The following is an 18156-nucleotide window of genomic DNA, read 5'->3' on the forward strand; positions in this document are numbered from 1 at the left end:
AGCGGGAAAGCTTCAAGGGTAAGCCTGCCCCACCAGGCCGTAAAGCCCGTTCGAACTCCCGCGCGCAGGCTGTGGTCCACCGCACATCCCGCCCCTGGAGAGCCTTCGATGAAAGCCCGCTACCGTTGGCCGCTGGTGGCCCTGGGCAGCCTGATCGTGCTGCTGGTGGCCCTGCACCTGGCCCTGCCTTACCTTGTGCGCAACTACCTCAACGACAAGCTCGCCGACATGGGCGAGTACCGTGGCCAGGTGATCGACGTGGACCTGGCCTGGTGGCGCGGCGCATACCAGATCAACGGACTGAAGATCGTCAAGGTCAGTGGCAAGGTGCCCGTGCCGCTGCTCGAGGCACCGCTGATCGACCTGTCGGTGAGCTGGCAGGCACTCTGGCAGGACCAGGCCGTGGTGGCCGAGGTGACGTTCGTCGAGCCGGTGCTGAACTTTGTCGACGGCGGTAGCCAGCAGGCATCGCAGACCGGCCAGGGCACCGACTGGCGCCAGCAGCTGGAAAAGCTGCTGCCCATCACCCTCAACGAAGTGCGCATCGATAACGGTACCCTGGTCTTTCGCAACTTCACTTCCAAGCCACCGGTGGAGCTAAAGGCCACCCAGCTCCAGGCCAGTATCCGCAACCTGACCAACGTACGCGACGCCCAGGGCCGACGCGACGCCAGTTTCGAAGCCACCGCCCGGCTGCTGGGCGATGCGCGGGCCGAAAGCCGCGCCACCTTCGACCCCTTCAGCGACTTCGACGACTTCGACTTCCGCCTGCGCGCCACTGGCATTCAACTGCGCAGCCTCAACGACTTCGCCAGCGCCTACGGCAAGTTCGATTTCAATGCCGGCCATGGTGACGTCGTGATCGAGGCGCAGGCCGAAGGTGGCCAGCTCAATGGCTACATCAAGCCGCTGCTGCGCGATGTGGACGTGTTCAACTGGCAGCAGGATGTCGAGAACAAGGACAAAGGCTTCTTCCGCTCGGTGTGGGAGGCGCTGGTGGGCGCCAGCGAAACGGTGCTCAAGAACCAGCCGAAGAACCAGTTCGCCACCCGCGTGGAGCTCAGCGGCAGTGTGCACCAGCAGGACATCAGCGCCTTCGAGGCATTCTTGCAGATACTGCGCAACGGCTTCGTCCAGGCGTTCAATGCACGCTATGAGCAACCTGCTCCTGATTCCGACTGAAACAGACGTGACGGACCATTCAGGGACTGAATGACGGGTCTGCGTTTCCAGCTTCCAGGGCGCGGGGTATAGTCGCTGACGAATTATAAATATGTGTTGCCAGCGCCGGCCTCTTCGCGGGTAAACCCGCTCCCACAGGTATTGCATGACTCCTGTGGGAGCGGGTTTACCCGCGAAGAAGCCGCCCCTGCCCCCCAGAGGATCGGTTCATGAAGTTCGAAGGCACCCGCGACTACGTCGCCACAGACGACCTGAAGCTTGCGGTCAACGCGGCGATCACCCTGGAGCGCCCGCTGCTGGTCAAAGGCGAGCCTGGCACAGGCAAGACCATGCTCGCCGAGCAACTGGCGGCATCCTTCGGCGCCCGCCTGATCACCTGGCACATCAAGTCCACCACCAAGGCCCACCAGGGCCTTTACGAGTACGACGCGGTCAGCCGCCTGCGCGACTCGCAGCTGGGCGTGGACAAGGTCCATGACGTACGTAACTACCTGAAGAAAGGCAAGCTGTGGGAGGCCTTCGAGGCCGATGAGCGGGTCATCCTGCTGATCGATGAAATCGACAAGGCCGACATCGAGTTTCCCAACGACCTGTTGCAGGAACTCGACAAGATGGAGTTCTACGTCTACGAAATCGACGAGACCATCAAGGCCAGGCAGCGCCCGATCATCATCATTACCTCCAACAACGAAAAAGAGCTGCCCGACGCCTTCCTGCGCCGCTGCTTCTTCCACTACATCGCCTTCCCCGACCGCAGCACCCTGCAGCAGATCGTCGACGTGCACTATCCGAACATCAGCCAGTCGCTGGTCAGCGAGGCGCTGGACGTGTTCTTCGACGTGCGCAAGGTGCCGGGCCTCAAGAAAAAGCCCTCCACTTCCGAGCTGGTCGACTGGCTCAAGCTGCTGATGGCCGACAACATCGGCGAAGCGGTACTGCGCGAGCGCGACCCGACCAAGGCCATCCCGCCGTTGGCCGGTGCCCTGGTGAAGAACGAGCAGGATGTGCAACTGCTCGAGCGCCTGGCGTTCATGAGCCGACGCGGCAACCGCTGAGGGGCTGGCCATGCTGCTCAACCTGTTCAACGAAATGCGCGCGGCCAAGGTACCGGTGTCGGTGCGCGAGCTGCTCGACCTGCACCATGCCCTGCAACGCCACGTGGTGTTCGCCGACATGGACGAGTTCTACTACCTGGCCCGCGCCATCCTGGTGAAGGACGAGCGCCACTTCGACAAGTTCGACCGTGCCTTCGGCGCCTATTTCAAGGGGCTGGAGAACCTCGACCGGCACCTCGAGGCGTTGATTCCGGAAGATTGGCTGCGCAAGGAGTTCGAGCGTTCGCTCACCGATGAAGAGCGCGCGCAGATCCAGTCCCTGGGTGGGCTGGACAAGCTGATCGAGGAATTCAAGAAGCGCCTCGAAGAGCAGAAGGAACGCCACGCCGGCGGCAACAAGTGGATCGGCACCGGCGGCACCAGCCCGTTCGGCTCGGGCGGCTTTAACCCCGAGGGCATCCGCGTGGGCGAGGCTGGCAAGCGCCAGGGCAAGGCGGTCAAGGTGTGGGACCAGCGCGAGTACAAGAACCTCGACGACCAGGTCGAGCTCGGCACCCGCAATATAAAACTGGCCCTGCGCCGCCTGCGCAAGTTCGCTCGCGAGGGCGCGGCCGAGGAGCTGGACATCGACGGCACCATCGACCACACCGCACGCGATGCGGGCCTGTTGAACATCCAGATGCGCCCGGAACGGCGCAACACGGTCAAGCTGCTGTTGCTGTTCGACATCGGCGGCTCGATGGACGCCCACGTGAAGGTCTGCGAAGAGCTGTTCTCGGCCTGCAAGACCGAGTTCAAGCACCTGGAGTACTACTATTTCCACAACTTCGTCTATGAGTCGGTGTGGAAGAACAACCTGCGCCGCACCTCCGAGCGCTTCTCGACCTTCGACCTGCTGCACAAGTACGGCGACGACTACAAGGTGGTGTTCGTTGGCGACGCGGCCATGGCGCCCTATGAGATCACCCAGCCGGGCGGCAGCGTCGAGCACTGGAACGAGGAAGCCGGGTACGTGTGGATGCAACGCTTCATGGAGAAATTCAAGAAGATCATCTGGATCAACCCCTACCCGAAACAGACCTGGGACTACACCGCCTCGACCCATCTGGTGCGGGACCTGGTCGAGGACAAGATGTTCCCGCTGACCTTGCAGGGCTTGGAAGACGGGATGCGCTACTTGTCCAAGTAGTGTTGCCTGCACTGGCCCTATCGCGGGACAAGCCCGCGATAGGCCGCCGAGTCAGCACCAACGTTGCCGATACGCTTGCTGCTCGCGCCACGCCTCATCCTGCACCACCGCCGTGAACCGCACCTGCGCCCCCGGCATGCACTGCGCCAACTGCGCCAATGCTAACGGCGTCAATGCGCCCAACCGCGGATACCCACCAATGGTCTGCCGGTCATTGAGCAGCACGATCGGCTGCCCATCCGGCGGCACTTGTACCGCGCCCAAGGGAATGCCCTCGGAAATCATTGGCGCCCCCTGGTACTCCAGCTGCGGCCCGAGCAGTCGAATGCCCATGCGGTCGCCACGCGCATCCAGGGTCCAGTCGCGGTTGAACACCTCGAACAGGCTGGTGCCACTGAAATAGCCGATCTGCGCGCCCATCACCAGGTCCAGCACTGGATGGTCGGCGTAGATCAGGCGCAGCGGCTCGGGCACCTCACGCAGTGCTGGAGCGTCACCGGCGAAGCGCAATACCTGCCCCTTGCCCAGCGCCTCACCATGACCTTCGATACCGCCCAATTCCTCACGTACCACTGTGGAGCAACTGCCCAGTACCGCCGCCCCCCGGAATCCGCCCGTCGCCGCCAGGTAGGCACGAATGCCCTGGCGCGGCTGCCTGAACACCAGGCGCTGACCTTTGTTCAGGGTGAAGCTGCGCCAGGGCGCTACGGGCTCATCGTCGATGCGGGCATCCAGGTCGGCACCGGCCAGGGCCAGCACGCAATCGGCCTCGGCCACTACGCTGAAACCACCCAGCGCCACTTCCACCACCGGCGCGCCCAACGCATTGCCCAGCAGCCAGTTGGCCCAGTTCATCGCCACCCAATCCAGCGCGCCGCCTTGAGTCACGCCCAGGTGGCGCACGCCGAAGCGCCCGCCATCCTGCAACTGGCACAGCGCGGTGCTGGCCTCGATCTTCAACTGCGTCATGCCTGGGCCTCCAGCGGGCTGTCGTCGCCGCCCAATGCCAAGAATTCATTGCGCGACACCGCCACGAAACGCACCCGATCGCCAGGTTGCAGCAGGCTATAGCCCTCACGATCACGGTCGAACAGGCGCACTGGGGTACGCCCGATCAGGTTCCAGCCGCCCGGCGACACCGCCGGGTAGGCGGCGGTCTGGCGTTCGGCGATGCCCACGCTGCCAGCTGCCACGCGCTTGCGCGGGGTGCTCAGGCGCGGCGTGGCCAGGCGCTCGTCCACAAGGCCCATGAAGCCGAAGCCTGGGGCGAAACCCAGGGCGAATACCGGGTACTCACGCTCGCTGTGCGCGCGCACCACCCCGCCCTCGCCAAGGCCGCTGCGGGCCGCCAGCACAGGGAGTTCCGGGCCGACACTTGGGTGGTACCACACGGGAATTTCGTGCCGACGGCCCGTGTTGCCGGCATCTGGCTGCAGGTCGCGCAACGCCTCTTGAATGCGCATCCGTGCCTCGCCGGGGGCCAGCTCGGACTGCACCATCAGCGTGGTGTAGGACGGTACCAGGTCCACCAGGTGCTCGCCGAACGCCTGGCTCAGGCGTTGGCTGGCAGCGAGGATCCACGGCATGTTGGCTTCATCGATGGCATCGAACAAGCGCACCATCAGACTGTCGATCGCCACCACTTCGATACGTGGGTTCATGCCTGCTCCAGCGCATCGAGGGCCTGGCGGATCTGGCGCACCGCTGCCACCGAGCTTTCGTTGTCGCCATGTACGCACAAGGTGCTGGCGTGCAAGTGCAGCGCACTGCCATCGTCGGCCACCAGCGCCTCGCCACGGGCCAGGCGAATGGCTTGATCGAGCACCTGCGCCGGATCATGGTGCACAGCACCCGGCAAACGCCGCGACACCAGGTGGCCGCTGGCGGTATAGGCACGGTCGGCGAATGCCTCGAACCACAGTGGCACACCGATTTCATCGCCCAGGGCCTGGGCGACGCGGTCGTCGGCGGTGGCCATCAGCATCAGCGGCAGGTTGGCGTCATAGGCGGCCACTGCTTCCAGCACGGCACGCAGCTTGAGCGGGTCGGCCATCATGTCGTTGTAGAGCGCGCCATGGGGCTTAACGTAGGCCACCCGCCCGCCCAGCACCTTGCAGATGCCATCCAGCGCGCCGATCTGGTAATGCAGCAGGTCGCGGATTTCTTCCATGCTGCACGCCATCGAGCGACGGCCGAAGCCAACCAGGTCCGGGTAGGCCGGGTGGGCGCCGATGGCTACCCCGTGTTCCAGCGCCAGGCCCACGGTGCGGCGCATGATGCTGGGGTCGCCGGCATGGTAGCCACAGGCGATGTTGGCGCAGTCGACGTACGGCATCACCTCGGCATCCAGCCCCATGCGCCAGCTGCCGAAACTTTCGCCCATGTCGCAATTGAGTAGCAGGCGTTTCACCTGGCGTGCTCCTGTTCGAGGGTTCATGTTGCCTACCTTACCGTGCCTGGAGCTCTTTGCCGCGGGTTTCCGGCAGGCTGAGCGCCGCGAGGATCACCACGCCATAGGAAACCGCCGCGAAGCCGCCGATGCCCAGGCCCAGCGATACCTTCTGGCTGAGCAGGCCGATCAGCAGCGGGAAGAAGGCGGCGATGGCACGGCCGATGTTGTAGCAGAACCCCTGCCCCGAGCCACGAATGCGGGTGGGGAACAGCTCGGTGAGGAACGAGCCCATGCCGCTGAAAATGCCCGAGGCGAAGAAGCCTAGCGGGAAGCCCAGCCACAGCATCACGCCATCGCTGACCGACATCTGCGTGTACAGCAGTACGATCACGAACGAACCCACGGCGAACAGGATGAAGTTCTTCTTGCGGCCCAGGATGTCGGTGAGGTAGGCGCTGATCACATAGCCCACGTACGAGCCGACGATCACCATCGCCAGGTAGCCGCCGGTGCCCAGCACGCTGAGGCCACGTTCGTTCTTCAGGAAAGTCGGCAACCAGGAGGTAATGGCGTAGTAGCCACCGAGCGCGCCGGTGGTCAGCAGCGAGGCACGCAGGGTGATCCACAGCATGCCGGGGGCGAAGATTTCGTAGAAGTGCGAGGGTGCCTCGGCCTGCTCGACTTTCTTGGCTTCGCGGTACACCTCGGGGTCTTTCACCAGGCGGCGCACGAAAATCACGAAGATGGCCGGCAGCAAACCCAGCAGGAACAGCGCGCGCCAGGCGTACTCTGGCGGCAGCAGGGAGAACAACAGCGCGTACAGGATGGCGGTCAGGCCCCAGCCGATGGCCCAACCTGACTGCACCATGCCCACCGCCTTGCCGCGGTCCTGGGCGCGGATCACCTCACCGATCAACACCGCGCCAGCGGTCCACTCGCCGCCAAAGCCGAAGCCCATCAGGGTACGGGCGATCAACAGCTGCTCGTAGTTCTGCGCGAAGCCGCACAGGAAGGTGAAGAACGCGAACCACAGTACCGTCAGTTGCAGGGTGCGCACCCGGCCGATGCGGTCGGAGAGGATGCCAGCGATCCAACCGCCCAGGGCCGAGGCGATCAGCGTGCTGGTGTGGATCAGTCCGGCCTCGGCGGTGCTGATGCCCCACAGCGCGATCAGGGTGGGGATGACGAAGCTGAGCATCTGGGTGTCCATGCCGTCCAGGCCATAGCCAATCTTGCAGCTCCAGAAGGTGCGTCGTTGCTGAGTGTCGATGTCGCGGTACCAGGCGAAGGGGCCGCTCGAAGGTCGGGCGGGGGCCTGCGGTTGCACGCCGGTCGGGTTCATGAATGCCTCGGCTTGTTGGTATTGTTTTACGGACGACGCGCGGCGTCGTGGCCTGGCACCATTGTTCAAAGGCCGCGCCGTTTGCGTCCAACGAGAAAAACCTCGGGTCTGGAACAAGAAAAACCGATCATGAACCTACGTTTCCTCGAAACCTTCGTCTGGGTCGCCCGACTCAAGAGCTTTCGCCTCACCGCCGAGAAGCTGTTCACCACCCAGGCGTCGGTATCCAGCCGTATCGCCGCACTGGAGGCCGACCTTGGCGTGAAGCTGCTGCTGCGCGACTCGCGCGGCGTGAGCCTGACACCCGGAGGTAGCAAAGTGCTGGAATACGCCGAGCACATGCTCGACACCGCCCAGTCCATGAAACAGTCGCTGGGCGGCGAGCGCGCCAAGGTCGGGCGCATTCGCCTGGGGGTGATGGACACGGTGATCCACACCTGGATGAGCGCGTTGGTAGCCGAACTGAGCGTGCTCTACCCGCAGGTGGAAATCGAATTGGTCGCCGATACGGCGTTGAACTTGCGCGAACAGCTGCAAAAAGGCTTTCTCGATGTGATCCTGCAAACCGACCTGGTGCGCGAGACGACTGTCCGCAGCCTGGACCTGGCGCGCTACCCGATGGGCTGGGTGGTGGCCGCAGGCTCGCTGCACCAGCGCAGCTACGCCTCGCTGGCGGAACTGGCGCGCGAGCGGGTCATCACCTTCTCGAAGAACTCACGTCCGCACCAGGAGGTGCAAAGCCTGCTGCAAGCCGCAGGCGCCCAGGCGCCGAGGTTGAACTGCGTAAACTCGGTGGCGGCGATCACCCGGCTGCTGCGCGATGGCTTCGGCATCGGCGCCCTGCCCCCGGCGTTGGTCGATGCGGAACTGGCGCGAGGTGAGCTGGTGCTGCTGGCCGGCCTGGAGCCGCCGCCGAGCCTGGAGCTGGTGGTGAGCTGGCAGACGGGGGTGGAGTTGGTAGACGAGGTGGTGACCTTGTGCAGGCAGGTGCTGGCGCGTTATGCGCAGGATGTGGGGGAGCAGAGGATTGTGTTGGTCTGAAAAACGGCGGCGCCCTTTTCGCGGGTAAACCCGCTCCCACAAGTACGGCGCCGTTTTCAAGTACAGCGCTGTACCTGTGGGAGCGGGTTTACCCGCGAAAAGGGCGCCACAGAAAGCCCTGCCTAGCGCCAGCTCTCCTTCACCGACTTGCGCCGCCCGCCGAGAATCACCCAGCCAACCACCAGCAACAGGCTCTCGACCACGAACGCCAGCAGGAAGCCAGCACCAATACCCCAGCCAACGGCCTCAGGCACCAGCAAAATCTGGTAGCTGTAGCCCTTGAGCGTCTCCTCGCGCAGCTGCGGGTCGGGCTGGGCCAGCACATGCCAGCTGCGGCTCACCCAGCTGCCTTGCAGCGCCTGCCATTCGTTCTCCAGCAACTGGTTGCGGATCATCAGGCTTTCGATGCTGTTCGCATCGCTGTTGAACACCGGGTCGTCACTGCTGCGGTAGTGCCGCAACAACGCCTGCAGGTCGCCGTTGAAGAAGCGCGTGGCGGTTTCCTGGAAGCCCGACAGCGCCTGGCGCGACTCCAGCAAGTGCGCCTCGACCCGCTGGCTGTAGTCCTTGACCAGCCCCGGCACCTGGATACCGGCCAGCAGGCCGAAGGTGAACAGCAACAAACGCAGGTAGCTTCTGAACATGCGGTGTCCTTACCCCTTGGCGACGCACTCGCCATGTCGCCACAGGGCCCATTGACCTGGGGCGTACTGCTGCCAGGTCTCGTTCTCGGTCAGGGCCTCGGTGGCGATCACCGTGACCACGTCGTTGGGAGTGGTTTCGGCCTGGAAATCCACGATCAGGTCGACATCCTTCAACCGCGCAGCGCCGAACGGCGCGCGTCGGGTAATGTGCACAAGCTTGGTCGAGCAGAAGCAGAACAGCCAGTCGCCGTCGCTGAGCAGGCAGTTGAACACGCCCTTGCCGCGGTATTCGGCGCAGGCCGAGACCAGCACCGGCAGCAGTTGCTCAACGGCCACCGGCTCCGGAAACGCTTCGCGCACGCGGTTGAGCAAATCGCAGAACGCCGCTTCGCTGTCGGTGTCGCCAACGGGCCGGTAGAAGGTGGTGCGCCCGTGCAGGTCGGCCAACTGGCCGTTGTGCGCGAAGCACCAGTTGCGCCCCCACAGTTCGCGCACGAACGGGTGGGTGTTGGACAGGCAGACCTTGCCGACGTTGGCCTGGCGGATGTGGCCGATGACCACCTCGCTCTTGATCGGGTAGCGCTGCACCAGGTTGGCTACTTCCGACTCGCTGCTCGCCGCCGGGTCCTGGAACAGGCGCAGGCCGCGCCCTTCGTAGAAGCCGATGCCCCAGCCATCGCGGTGCGGGCCGGTACGCCCGCCACGTTGCATCAGTCCTGTGAAACTGAAGACGATATCGGTGGGAACGTTGGCGCTCATGCCCAGCAATTCACACATAAGGTTGGCTCCGTCCTAGACCCGCGGCTCGACGCGACCGCCCGTGGCGCCGGGGCGGCGTGGCGGCAGCGGCGCGGGCTCCTCGAGGTAGCGGTCGCGACGGTCGGCCGTCACCTCGGCCGGTGCCGTTACTTCAGCGTCCTCGGCGGCCTGGCGCCTGGCAGCGGCCTCGGCCTTCTCGCGGCGAGCACGGGCGCGCTTTTCCAGGGGCCAGCGGATGAACACGAACACCGCATACAGGACGAAGGCGATAAGGCCGTACATGGCAAGGTCGGATGCCGCGCGCCAGGCGTTGTTGCCGACCTTGAAGGCGACGTCCAGAGCGGTGATGGCAATGGCCGGGGCGAAGGCCTCCTTGACCGGGTCGACAATGGTCGGGGTCAGCAGCAGCACCGCCACGATCACCCGCAGCGGCTCGCGCAGCCAGCGCCACATCCAGCCGGTGAATTTGAAACTCACCCACAGGCAGCCCAGGGCGGCAAGGGCGTACAGGCCCCAGGCGAGGGTATAGTCGTTCTCGGTCATGGTGTTCGTGCAAGCCAGGCAAAGAGGCGCCTATGATAAACACTTTTGCGGGCGCAGGCGCCCCCCAGTCCTCAGCCCAGAGATCGCCCATGCAGACCATCACCGCCCCTATCGCTCACCAAGCCGAAGGCTCCGACCCCTACGCCTGGCTGCAAGACCGCGACACGCCCGAGGTCCTGGCCTACCTGAACGCCGAAAACGCCTACCAGGAAAGCTGCCTGGCAAGCCAAGCGCCCCTGCGCGAGCAACTGTTCGAGGAAATCAAGGGCCGCATCCTGGAAACCGACCTTTCGCTGCCCTCGCCCTGGGGCCCTTACCTGTACTACACCCGCACCACCGCCGGCGACGAGTACCCTCGCCACTACCGCTGCCCGCGCCCGGCCGACGACAGCAACACCGTCGATGAAAGCCAGGAGCAGCTGCTGCTCGACCCCAACGAGCTGGCCGCCGGCGGCTTCCTGGCCCTGGGCGCATTCAACGTCAGCCCCGACCACAAGCTGCTGGCCTACAGCCTCGATACCAGCGGCGACGAGATCTACACCCTGTACATCAAGGACCTGGCCAGCGGCTGCTTCAGCGCCCTGCCCTTCGACAACTGCGACGGCAGCATGACCTGGGCGAACGACAGCCGCACGCTGTTCTTCGCCGAACTGGACGACACCCACCGCCCCTGGCGCCTGATGCGTCACACCCTGGATGAGCAAGGTGCGCAGCAGGTGTTCGAAGAACCCGACGGGCGCTTTTTCCTGCACTGCTACCGCGCCAGCTCCGAGCGCCAGTTGGTGCTGCTGCTCAACAGCAAGACCACCAGCGAAGCCTGGGTGCTCGACGCCGCGACACCGCACGCGCAATTCCAGTGCCTGGCGCCGCGCGAGGAAGGCCACGAATACTTCCCCGACCATGGCCAGCTCGACGGCCAGTGGCGCTGGTTCATCCGCAGCAACCAGCACGGCATCAACTTCGCCCTGTTCCAGGCCCCCGCCGACCACGTCCCCAGCCGCGAGCAATGGCAGGTGCTGGTGGCGCACCGCGACGACATCATGCTTGAAGGCCTTAGCCTGAACGCCGACGCCCTGAGCCTGAGCCTGCGCGAAGGCGGCCTGCCGATCATCGAGGTGCATCCTCGGGGTCTTGCGGCCTACCGCGTCGAACTGCCGGACGCCGCCTACAGCCTCTACGTGCAGGACAGCCTGGAGTTCACCAGCCCACGCATCCGCCTGCGCTACGAGGCGCTTAACCGCCCGGCCCAGGTACGCCAGCTGGCTCTTGCCAGCGGGCAGCAACAGGTGCTCAAGCAAACCCCGGTGCTCGGCCCGTTCGATGCCGACGACTACATCAGCCAGCGCCTGTGGGCGACCGCCAAGGATGGCACCCAGGTGCCGATCAGCCTGGTGCGCCGCCGCGACACCCTGGGCCAGCGCGTGCCGCTGTACCTCTATGGCTACGGCGCCTACGGCGAAAGCCTCGACCCGTGGTTCTCCCACGCCCGCCTGAGCCTGCTCGAACGCGGCGTAGCCTTTGCCATCGCCCACGTGCGTGGCGGCGGCGAGCTGGGCGAGGCCTGGTACCGGGCCGGCAAGCAAGAGCACAAGCAGAACAGCTTCGACGACTTCATCGCCTGCGCAGAGCATTTGATCGCCGAGGGCGTAACCACCCGCGAACGCCTGGCAATCAGTGGTGGCAGTGCCGGTGGCCTGCTGATGGGCGCGGTGCTCAACCAGCGCCCGGAACTGTTCCGCTGCGCCATCGCCGAGGTGCCGTTCGTCGACGTGCTCAACACCATGCTCGACCCCGAGCTGCCGCTGACCGTCACCGAGTACGACGAATGGGGCAACCCCGAAGAGCCTGAGGTGTACGACCGAATCAAGGCCTATGCCCCCTACGAGAACGTCACGGCCCAGGCCTACCCGGCCATGCTGGTGATCGCCGGCTACAACGACAGCCGCGTGCAGTACTGGGAGGCGGCCAAGTGGGTGGCGCGCCTGCGCACCCTGAAGACCGACGATCACCTGTTGCTGCTCAAGACCGAGATGGGCGCCGGCCACGGCGGCATGAGCGGACGCTACCAGGGGCTGCGCGACGTGGCGCTGGAATATGCGTTCGTCTTCAATGAACTGGGCGTGGTGTAAAACGCGTTTTTCGTTGTCGAACGTTTCGGTCACCCAACAAGGCAGCGCAAACCCGCTCCCACAGGGTACGCAGCGCACTCCAGATTTTCGACGAAGAACAAAACATGCACGACCCGACCCATCTCAACACCGAAATCCGCGACATGCTGCTGGACTGCGGGCTGTTCGACAGCCTGCCACCAGCCGACTGCCTTAGCGCCGCTGGCTACTTCAGCCTGGCCAGCATGAGCGAGGGCGAAACCATCTTCCAGGAGGGTGACGCCGGGACCTTCATGTGCATCCTGCACCGCGGCGTGGTCTCGGTGCGCAAGACCGACGGCAGCGGTGCGCAGGTGGAAATCGCCACCCTGCGCAAGGGCCGGGCCTTTGGCGAGATGGCCGTGCTCGACGGCGAGCGGCGCTCGGCGAGCTGCGTGGCAGCCAGCGATTGCCAATTGCTGACCCTGGGCCGCGACTCGCTGGACAAGATGCTCAACGAAGCCCCGCGCATCGCCGCGCGGATCATTCGTGCGCTGGCCGTGGCGCTGTCCAGGCGCCTGCGCATGCAGGACGGCCAGCGCCTGGCGCAGCAGGTCTAGTCAGCTTTCGGTGCTGGCTTGCCAGGGTCCGGCGAAAGGCCCGGCAAGGGCTGGTCCTTCGGCGGGCCGGGCACCGGTATCGGCGGCAGCAAGGGCGCGCCGGGCTGGCTGTCATGGGCCTTGGGCGGCGTGCTGGGGGTGATCTGCGGGTACGGCGTTGGCGTGGCCGTACCTGGCGCGCCGGGCACCGGGGTAACGATTCGCGGCGTCTGGCCGGCCTCGGCCGATGGCACGGCCAGCAGCAGCCACGTTGCGAGGAGCGCACGGAACATCAGCCACCTCCTGTCGGGAACATTCCTACAGGCTACGCCTTAGTTGAGGTTTCTGCCTGTCCGTTCGTACCCCTGGCGCGCTAGACTCAAGGCATTACCGTCATTGGCCCGCTCAACACCAAGGAACCGCCATGAGTTCTGCATTCACCTCCGCCGCCACCGCCCGCCTCGACCGCATCCTCGCCGATGCCAAGCGCGACAAGGAAATGGGCTACCGCGACAAGGCGCTGAAGATGTACCCCCACGTCTGTGGCCGCTGCGCCCGCGAGTTCTCCGGCAAACGCCTGTCGGAGCTGACCGTGCACCACCGCGACCACAACCACGACAACAACCCCCAGGACGACTCCAACTGGGAGCTGTTGTGCCTGTACTGCCACGACAACGAGCACTCGCGCTACACCGACCAACAGTATTTCAGTGACGGCTCGCTGAGCACGCCGAAAATCGACAAGGCCACCCACAACCCGTTCGCCGGGCTGGCCAGCCTGCTGAAGAAAGACTGACCGTCGATTCATCCGCCCACGGGGTCGGCAAGCCCGTATAATCGCGCTCTTTTTTTGCGAAGGTCCCCGACCCGTGGCGAACAAACGGTACAGCTGCATCGGCCTGTTCAACCCCAAGTCAGCCGAGAACGTCGGCTCGGTCATGCGCGCCGCAGGCTGCTACGGCGTCAACTCGGTGTTCTACACCGGCAAGCGCTACGAGCGCGCCCGCGACTTCGTCACCGATACCAAGCGGGTGCACTACGACATCCCGCTGATCGGCATCGACGACCTGCAGCGCATCATTCCCCTGGGCTGCACACCGGTTGCCGTCGAACTGGTCGAAGGCGCCCGCCCGCTACCCGAGTACACCCACCCCGACCGCGCCATCTACATCTTCGGCCCCGAAGACGGCAGCCTCGATGCCAGCGTGCGCGCCTGGTGCGAAGAAACCATCTATATCCCCACCGAGGGCTGCATGAACCTCGCCGCCACCGTCAACGTAGTGCTCTACGACCGTCTGGCCAAGGGCTTGAACACCCGCTCCGGGCCCAAGTTCAAGTAGCCTCGCCTGGCCTTTGGGCAATTGCCGGGAACAGCGCGCGGCTGCGTGCTGTCAGTTTGCAGACACCCCAAAGGAGAGGTTCCCATGCGCGATATTCATTCAGCTTCCGACCGCAACGTCCACGGCTGGGAGCGCGCCAGCTCGCTGGCCGGTGGCGCATTGATGATTGGCAAAGGGCTGCGCCATGGCGGCGCGATCGGCCTGTTGCAGGTGGTGGTCGGCGGCCTGGCCCTGGCCCGTGGGGTCAGCGGGCATTGCTCGACCAAGGCCTGGTGGCAGCGTCATCGCGCCGAATACCTGGGCCTGCGCGCAGACATCCAGCGCAGCGCGCGCGAGCTCGAAGCGCTCAAGGCCAGCGCCGACGCTGCGACGCGCGGGGTCACGGTGACCGGCAAGGACCCGCTGGCAGGCTGAAGGCTTGCGCACTCCCTGCAGGAGCGGGCCAGGCCGCTCCTGCAGGGAGTGCGCCGACGACAGAAGCCAGCTACTTCAACAGCTTGCTCTGCAGCACCTCGGACTCACGCCCCAACACGCTCTCGCTGAGCTGGACGAACATCTCGGTGCTGACGCGCGGCACACGCATCAACGCGCGAGTGACGTCGTCCAGCGAGCGCTTGTCGTGGTTGTGCAGGCGAATTTCCCGGTCCAGCGCCTGCAACAGCAACACACCCCGGGCCACTTGGGCGGCGTCCACCTGCTCGCCGCGCAAGCTCTTCACCTTCGCCGCCTGCTTGTTCAGGCGCGCCTGCAAGGCCTGGTAGCGGTCGTCGCTGATGCCCCCCGCACGGCGCAGCAACTCGGTGGCGTAGTACTCGGCCAGGCTCTCGCCCAGCCAGTCGCTGCGGTCCTGGTCGTTGACCTGGGCGAACAACTGCACCACCTCGCGCAGCAGTGGGCTGGTCCCGCGCTCGTCGATCAATGGCCGGCTGCTGTGCAGATACAGCGAGTTGTGCCCGACGCGAGCTCCCCGCCACATGTCGTCACGTGCGCCCACCACCAGCAGCTTGGGCGGGTTGCGCGGGAACACCGCTTGCAGTTGCGGCCAAACGAAGGTCAGCAAGGTCAGCGTGTCCATGCGCCGCATGCCCTGGCCTTGCGGCGCGGCCACGGTGACTTCGGTATCGCCCAGGCGCGCGCGACGGCTACCCAGGTTACCGGCCAGCATCCAGCCAGTGGGCCGGTCGAACAGCCGCGAGACGTTGTCGATGCGAAACTTCTGCTTGCCGATGCGCGGCCAGGCGGTCTCGACGCTCCAGCCGTTCGGCAGCTCGAAGGCCAGGCGCGAGACCAGCTCGGTGCCGTCCTGCTGGTCGAGGCGCGCTGGCGGCACCAACTGGTCGCCGCGCACCAACGCCCAGTGCTCGGTGATGCGCGCCTCGTGCACACCGCCCTTGGGTTGCGCGTCCAGGCGCACGCGATAGCTCAGGCTGGTCTTGCCCGGCGCCGGGCGCCACACGCCACGCTTGCCCTGCTGCTGCCATTGGCCATCGGCGAGAAAATCGCTGTAGCTGGCCGTACCCTCGAGGTCGAAGTCCAGGCTCCGCACCGCGCGGCCCTCGGACAGGGTCAGGCGCACCTCGGCCTGGCCCTTTTGCGGCAACAGGCGTACCTGGTAATCCAGCTCGACCTTCTTGGCCCAGGCCGGGGAGCAGGCCAGCAGGCCCAGGAGCAACAACAACGGGCGACGCATACAGAAACTCCTTGTTCCCCAGAGGCGAACGCGCAGTGGGGTCAGCCGGCGCGAAAAATCAGGTGGTCTTCCCAGTCGTCTTCATCCACATCGTTCTCGCTGAGCATGCGCCCGGACTGGGAAATCCGCTGCTCGTGGACCTGCGTGCGGTCGCCGCACACCAGGTGGTGCCAGGCCGGCAGGTCCTTGCCCTCGCTGACCAGCCGGTAGCCGCAGGTGCTGGGCAGCCACTTGAACTGGTCGGCCTTGCCCGGCGTGAGCTGGATGCAGTCGGGCACATGGACGAAACGGTTGGGATAGTCGCTGCACTGGCAGGTGGTCATGTCCAGTAACTTGCAGGCGATTCGCGTGTAATAGACGCTGTTGTCCTCCTCGTCCTCGAGCTTTTGCAGGCAGCACAGGCCACAGCCGTCGCAAAGCGACTCCCATTCCTGCGGGCTCAGTTGGTCGAGGGTCTTGCGCCGCCAGAAGGGCGCGGGGTCGGCGATCATCACACGGGTTCCTGCGTTGAACTTGAGGCCGCGGCACGCGGCGGCGCCAGTCTAGAGGCTGGCCTTCGGCAACGCCAGACCGCTTGTCAGCACCGGGCGCAAGCAGTAGCGTGCACACTTTCCCCGCGAACCCCAGGAGCCCCCCATGAGCGCAACCCCACGCATTGCCGACCATGCCATCGACGAGCAGTTCATCAAGCGCTGGTCTCCCAGGGCCTTCACCGCCGAGCCGATCAGCGAGCAGACCCTGCTGAGTTTCCTGGAAGCCGCGCGCTGGGCGCCCTCGGCCTTCAATTCGCAGCCTTGGCGCTTCCTTTATGCCCGCCGCGACACGCCGAACTGGGAGCGCTTCCTGAACCTGCTGGTACCGGCCAACCGCAGTTGGGCGCACCAGGCCTCGGCGCTGGTGGTGGTGATTTCCAAGACCACCTTTGCCGCCCCCGGCAGCAGCGAGGAGAAACCGGCGCTGTGGCACACCTTCGACACCGGTTCCGCCTGGGGACACCTGGCGCTGCAAGCGACCCTCAGTGGCTGGCACACCCATGGCATGGCCGGGTTCGACCAGGCACTGGCACGCACTGAGTTGAAAGTGCCGCAGGGTTACGAGCTGCATGCGATGGTGGCGATCGGCAAACTGGGTGACAAGGCGAGCCTGGCCGAGGGCTTGCAGGCACGTGAAATGCCGAGCCCGCGTCGGCCGTTGAGCGAGTTGGCGGCTGAGGGGGATTTCAGCCTGTAATCTGCATCGGCCTTTGGCCTCTTCGCAGGCAAACCCGCGAAGAGGCCAAAGGAGGTTACCCTTAATACCCCCGCAGGAAATCCACTTCCCCGCGCAAGTCCTGCCCCGCCTGGTACGCCCGCAGGTTCTCGACGAACAACCGCACCATCGCCACCGGCGAGGTCGGTGCCGAGCTGTGCCCGGTCAGCAGCAAACCCCACGCAGTCCAGAACGGGTGCCGCTGGGGCAACGGCTCCTGCCGGCAAACGTCGATCACCGCCGCGGCCAGGTGTCCTTGCTTCAACGCTTCCACCAAATCGGCATCGACCACCGCCACACCACGCCCGGCGTTGATGAACTGCGCGCTCGGCTTGAAGCACTTGAACAGCGCCGCGTCGTACAGGTCGTGGGTAGCCGGGGTATCGGGCAGCAGGTTGAGCACGTAGTCGGCCTGCGCTACCCGCCGTGGCAGGTCCGCAAGCGCAGCCACCTCGACGAACGGCGCCTGCTGGCGGGCAGTGCTGGCAATGCCACGCAAGGTCACGCCAAAGGGAGCCAGGAACTCGGCCACCTGCTGGCCGATATCGCCCGCGCCCACCACCAGCACCTCACGCCCCGCAAGGCCCTGCCCTGGGCGACCATCCCAGCGCTTCTCCACCTGGCTGACCAGGCGGCTGAGCACCTCGCGTTCGTGAATCAGCATGTAGGTCAGCATGTATTCGGCCATCACCTGGCCGAAGATGCCCACCGCGCGGGTCAGGCGGTAGTCACGGGGCAGGCCCGCAGCCAGCAGCGGGGTGATACCCGCCCAGGTCGACTGCACCCAGCTCGGCGTGTGGCCCTGGCGCAGCAGGCTGGCGAGCAGGTCGGGCTGGCCCAGCCAAACCGTGCAGTGTGGCGCATGGCGCGCCAGTTCGGCGGAGTCGCCACTGGTCAGGACCTCCAAGTCCGGTGCCGCCTCGCCCAGCAGGCGAGCGTAGTTGGCATGATCCTGTTCAGCGATCAGAACGCGCATTTCAAGACAACCTTAAAAACAACGAAGGCGGCCGCACGGGCGGTCGCCTTGGAAAATGGTGGTGGCACG

General features: G+C 65.4%; 21 protein-coding genes. 10 read left to right on the plus strand and 11 right to left on the minus strand.

Features of this window, described 5'->3' with window-relative positions:
* Positions 1 to 108 precede the first annotated feature (108 nt).
* From RAC97_RS11785 to RAC97_RS11795, 3 genes are all read left to right on the plus strand, one after another.
* Entirely contained in the window at positions 109 to 1182 is a 1074-nt protein-coding gene (locus RAC97_RS11785; RefSeq protein WP_375099459.1) for a DUF748 domain-containing protein, read from the plus strand.
* A gap of 209 nt (positions 1183 to 1391) precedes the next feature.
* Positions 1392 to 2237 carry a MoxR family ATPase gene (locus RAC97_RS11790; RefSeq protein ID WP_060510353.1) on the plus strand — a complete coding sequence of 282 codons (846 nt, stop codon included), beginning with the start codon at positions 1392 to 1394 and terminating at the stop codon, positions 2235 to 2237.
* 10 nt (positions 2238 to 2247) lie between these two features.
* Positions 2248 to 3426: a VWA domain-containing protein gene (locus tag RAC97_RS11795; protein WP_375099460.1), complete on the plus strand. Its 1179-nt coding sequence runs from the start codon at positions 2248 to 2250 to the stop codon at positions 3424 to 3426.
* A 51-nt stretch (positions 3427 to 3477) separates the two neighbouring features.
* On the opposite strand, the gene RAC97_RS11800 is transcribed toward RAC97_RS11795, so the two are convergent.
* Genes RAC97_RS11800 through RAC97_RS11815 form a run of 4 tightly spaced genes read right to left on the minus strand, consistent with a single transcriptional unit; the run spans position 3478 to position 7160 of the window.
* Positions 3478 to 4395 carry a biotin-dependent carboxyltransferase family protein gene (locus tag RAC97_RS11800; RefSeq protein WP_375099461.1) on the minus strand — a complete coding sequence of 306 codons (918 nt, stop codon included), beginning with the start codon at positions 4393 to 4395 and terminating at the stop codon, positions 3478 to 3480.
* Positions 4392 to 5087: a 5-oxoprolinase subunit PxpB gene (pxpB, locus tag RAC97_RS11805; RefSeq protein ID WP_375099462.1), complete on the minus strand. Its 696-nt coding sequence runs from the start codon at positions 5085 to 5087 to the stop codon at positions 4392 to 4394. The genes RAC97_RS11800 and pxpB overlap by 4 nt, the downstream gene beginning before the upstream one ends.
* Positions 5084 to 5863, minus strand: a complete 780-nt coding sequence (locus RAC97_RS11810) for a 5-oxoprolinase subunit PxpA (RefSeq protein WP_375099463.1) — start codon at positions 5861 to 5863, stop codon at positions 5084 to 5086. Before RAC97_RS11810 ends, pxpB begins: the two co-directional genes overlap by 4 nt.
* Positions 5864 to 5873: 10 nt before the next feature.
* Complete coding sequence (locus tag RAC97_RS11815; RefSeq protein WP_375099464.1) at positions 5874 to 7160, minus strand: MFS transporter; 1287 nt, start codon at positions 7158 to 7160, stop codon at positions 5874 to 5876.
* 129 nt (positions 7161 to 7289) lie between these two features.
* Between RAC97_RS11815 and RAC97_RS11820 the strand changes: the two genes are divergently transcribed.
* Complete coding sequence (locus RAC97_RS11820) at positions 7290 to 8201, plus strand: LysR family transcriptional regulator (protein ID WP_375099465.1); 912 nt, start codon at positions 7290 to 7292, stop codon at positions 8199 to 8201.
* A gap of 122 nt (positions 8202 to 8323) precedes the next feature.
* On the opposite strand, the gene RAC97_RS11825 is transcribed toward RAC97_RS11820, so the two are convergent.
* The 3 genes from RAC97_RS11825 to RAC97_RS11835 are packed head-to-tail and all read right to left on the minus strand — an operon-like array spanning position 8324 to position 10147.
* Positions 8324 to 8845 (minus strand): DUF2937 family protein, encoded by a 522-nt coding sequence (locus RAC97_RS11825; RefSeq protein ID WP_375099467.1) that lies wholly within the window; start codon positions 8843 to 8845, stop codon positions 8324 to 8326.
* A 9-nt stretch (positions 8846 to 8854) separates the two neighbouring features.
* A complete protein-coding gene (locus RAC97_RS11830; RefSeq protein WP_375099468.1) occupies positions 8855 to 9622 on the minus strand; it encodes a class II glutamine amidotransferase in 768 nt (255 codons plus the stop codon).
* 15 nt (positions 9623 to 9637) lie between these two features.
* On the minus strand, positions 9638 to 10147 hold the full coding sequence (locus RAC97_RS11835) for an MFS transporter (RefSeq protein WP_375099469.1): 510 nt from the start codon (positions 10145 to 10147) through the stop codon (positions 9638 to 9640).
* A gap of 89 nt (positions 10148 to 10236) precedes the next feature.
* Here RAC97_RS11835 and RAC97_RS11840 point away from each other — a divergent pair, with 89 nt between their 5' ends.
* Positions 10237 to 12276, plus strand: a complete 2040-nt coding sequence (locus tag RAC97_RS11840) for a S9 family peptidase (RefSeq protein ID WP_375099470.1) — start codon at positions 10237 to 10239, stop codon at positions 12274 to 12276.
* Between the two features lie 104 nt (positions 12277 to 12380).
* The gene (locus tag RAC97_RS11845) at positions 12381 to 12854 is read left to right on the plus strand and encodes a cyclic nucleotide-binding domain-containing protein (RefSeq protein ID WP_375099471.1); all 474 of its coding nucleotides are present in this window, start codon (positions 12381 to 12383) and stop codon (positions 12852 to 12854) included.
* Here the strand turns inward: RAC97_RS11845 and RAC97_RS11850 are convergent.
* Positions 12851 to 13126 (minus strand): hypothetical protein, encoded by a 276-nt coding sequence (locus RAC97_RS11850; RefSeq protein ID WP_375099472.1) that lies wholly within the window; start codon positions 13124 to 13126, stop codon positions 12851 to 12853. The two genes, RAC97_RS11845 and RAC97_RS11850, sit on opposite strands and share 4 nt — an antisense overlap.
* Positions 13127 to 13257: 131 nt before the next feature.
* Between RAC97_RS11850 and RAC97_RS11855 the strand changes: the two genes are divergently transcribed.
* The 3 genes from RAC97_RS11855 (at position 13258) to RAC97_RS11865 (ending at position 14587) form a co-directional block, all read left to right on the plus strand.
* Entirely contained in the window at positions 13258 to 13629 is a 372-nt protein-coding gene (locus RAC97_RS11855) for a YajD family HNH nuclease (protein ID WP_375099473.1), read from the plus strand.
* Positions 13630 to 13702: 73 nt separating this feature from the next.
* The gene (locus RAC97_RS11860; protein ID WP_033699757.1) at positions 13703 to 14173 is read left to right on the plus strand and encodes an RNA methyltransferase; all 471 of its coding nucleotides are present in this window, start codon (positions 13703 to 13705) and stop codon (positions 14171 to 14173) included.
* 84 nt (positions 14174 to 14257) lie between these two features.
* Entirely contained in the window at positions 14258 to 14587 is a 330-nt protein-coding gene (locus RAC97_RS11865; RefSeq protein ID WP_375099474.1) for a DUF2892 domain-containing protein, read from the plus strand.
* A gap of 70 nt (positions 14588 to 14657) precedes the next feature.
* Here the strand turns inward: RAC97_RS11865 and RAC97_RS11870 are convergent, their stop codons facing one another.
* Together RAC97_RS11870 and RAC97_RS11875 are read right to left on the minus strand one after the other, a co-directional pair.
* Positions 14658 to 15863: a hypothetical protein gene (locus RAC97_RS11870; protein WP_375099475.1), complete on the minus strand. Its 1206-nt coding sequence runs from the start codon at positions 15861 to 15863 to the stop codon at positions 14658 to 14660.
* Between the two features lie 41 nt (positions 15864 to 15904).
* The gene (locus RAC97_RS11875) at positions 15905 to 16354 is read right to left on the minus strand and encodes a YcgN family cysteine cluster protein (protein WP_375099476.1); all 450 of its coding nucleotides are present in this window, start codon (positions 16352 to 16354) and stop codon (positions 15905 to 15907) included.
* A gap of 145 nt (positions 16355 to 16499) precedes the next feature.
* Here RAC97_RS11875 and RAC97_RS11880 point away from each other — a divergent pair, with 145 nt between their 5' ends.
* Entirely contained in the window at positions 16500 to 17093 is a 594-nt protein-coding gene (locus tag RAC97_RS11880) for a nitroreductase family protein (protein WP_375099477.1), read from the plus strand.
* 61 nt (positions 17094 to 17154) lie between these two features.
* On the opposite strand, the gene RAC97_RS11885 is transcribed toward RAC97_RS11880, so the two are convergent.
* A complete protein-coding gene (locus RAC97_RS11885) occupies positions 17155 to 18087 on the minus strand; it encodes a D-2-hydroxyacid dehydrogenase (RefSeq protein WP_375099478.1) in 933 nt (310 codons plus the stop codon).
* Positions 18088 to 18156 lie beyond the last annotated feature (69 nt).

Source organism: Pseudomonas sp. LS_2, assembly GCF_042709235.1.
In the GTDB taxonomy this organism is placed as follows: domain Bacteria; phylum Pseudomonadota; class Gammaproteobacteria; order Pseudomonadales; family Pseudomonadaceae; genus Aquipseudomonas.

Excerpts from the sequence above, each read along its gene's own strand:
- RAC97_RS11785 (WP_375099459.1), top strand. The coding sequence starts at position 109 with ATGAAAGCCCGCTACCGTTGGCCGCTGGTGGCCCTGGGCAGCCTGATC.
- RAC97_RS11790 (WP_060510353.1), top strand. The coding sequence starts at position 1,392 with ATGAAGTTCGAAGGCACCCGCGACTACGTCGCCACAGACGACCTGAAG.
- RAC97_RS11795 (WP_375099460.1), top strand. The coding sequence starts at position 2,248 with ATGCTGCTCAACCTGTTCAACGAAATGCGCGCGGCCAAGGTACCGGTG.
- RAC97_RS11800 (WP_375099461.1), bottom strand. The coding sequence starts at position 4,395 with ATGACGCAGTTGAAGATCGAGGCCAGCACCGCGCTGTGCCAGTTGCAG.
- pxpB (WP_375099462.1), bottom strand. The coding sequence starts at position 5,087 with ATGAACCCACGTATCGAAGTGGTGGCGATCGACAGTCTGATGGTGCGC.
- RAC97_RS11810 (WP_375099463.1), bottom strand. The coding sequence starts at position 5,863 with ATGAACCCTCGAACAGGAGCACGCCAGGTGAAACGCCTGCTACTCAAT.
- RAC97_RS11815 (WP_375099464.1), bottom strand. The coding sequence starts at position 7,160 with ATGAACCCGACCGGCGTGCAACCGCAGGCCCCCGCCCGACCTTCGAGC.
- RAC97_RS11820 (WP_375099465.1), top strand. The coding sequence starts at position 7,290 with ATGAACCTACGTTTCCTCGAAACCTTCGTCTGGGTCGCCCGACTCAAG.
- RAC97_RS11825 (WP_375099467.1), bottom strand. The coding sequence starts at position 8,845 with ATGTTCAGAAGCTACCTGCGTTTGTTGCTGTTCACCTTCGGCCTGCTG.
- RAC97_RS11830 (WP_375099468.1), bottom strand. The coding sequence starts at position 9,622 with ATGTGTGAATTGCTGGGCATGAGCGCCAACGTTCCCACCGATATCGTC.
- RAC97_RS11835 (WP_375099469.1), bottom strand. The coding sequence starts at position 10,147 with ATGACCGAGAACGACTATACCCTCGCCTGGGGCCTGTACGCCCTTGCC.
- RAC97_RS11840 (WP_375099470.1), top strand. The coding sequence starts at position 10,237 with ATGCAGACCATCACCGCCCCTATCGCTCACCAAGCCGAAGGCTCCGAC.
- RAC97_RS11845 (WP_375099471.1), top strand. The coding sequence starts at position 12,381 with ATGCACGACCCGACCCATCTCAACACCGAAATCCGCGACATGCTGCTG.
- RAC97_RS11850 (WP_375099472.1), bottom strand. The coding sequence starts at position 13,126 with ATGTTCCGTGCGCTCCTCGCAACGTGGCTGCTGCTGGCCGTGCCATCG.
- RAC97_RS11855 (WP_375099473.1), top strand. The coding sequence starts at position 13,258 with ATGAGTTCTGCATTCACCTCCGCCGCCACCGCCCGCCTCGACCGCATC.
- RAC97_RS11865 (WP_375099474.1), top strand. The coding sequence starts at position 14,258 with ATGCGCGATATTCATTCAGCTTCCGACCGCAACGTCCACGGCTGGGAG.
- RAC97_RS11870 (WP_375099475.1), bottom strand. The coding sequence starts at position 15,863 with ATGCGTCGCCCGTTGTTGTTGCTCCTGGGCCTGCTGGCCTGCTCCCCG.
- RAC97_RS11875 (WP_375099476.1), bottom strand. The coding sequence starts at position 16,354 with ATGATCGCCGACCCCGCGCCCTTCTGGCGGCGCAAGACCCTCGACCAA.
- RAC97_RS11880 (WP_375099477.1), top strand. The coding sequence starts at position 16,500 with ATGAGCGCAACCCCACGCATTGCCGACCATGCCATCGACGAGCAGTTC.
- RAC97_RS11885 (WP_375099478.1), bottom strand. The coding sequence starts at position 18,087 with ATGCGCGTTCTGATCGCTGAACAGGATCATGCCAACTACGCTCGCCTG.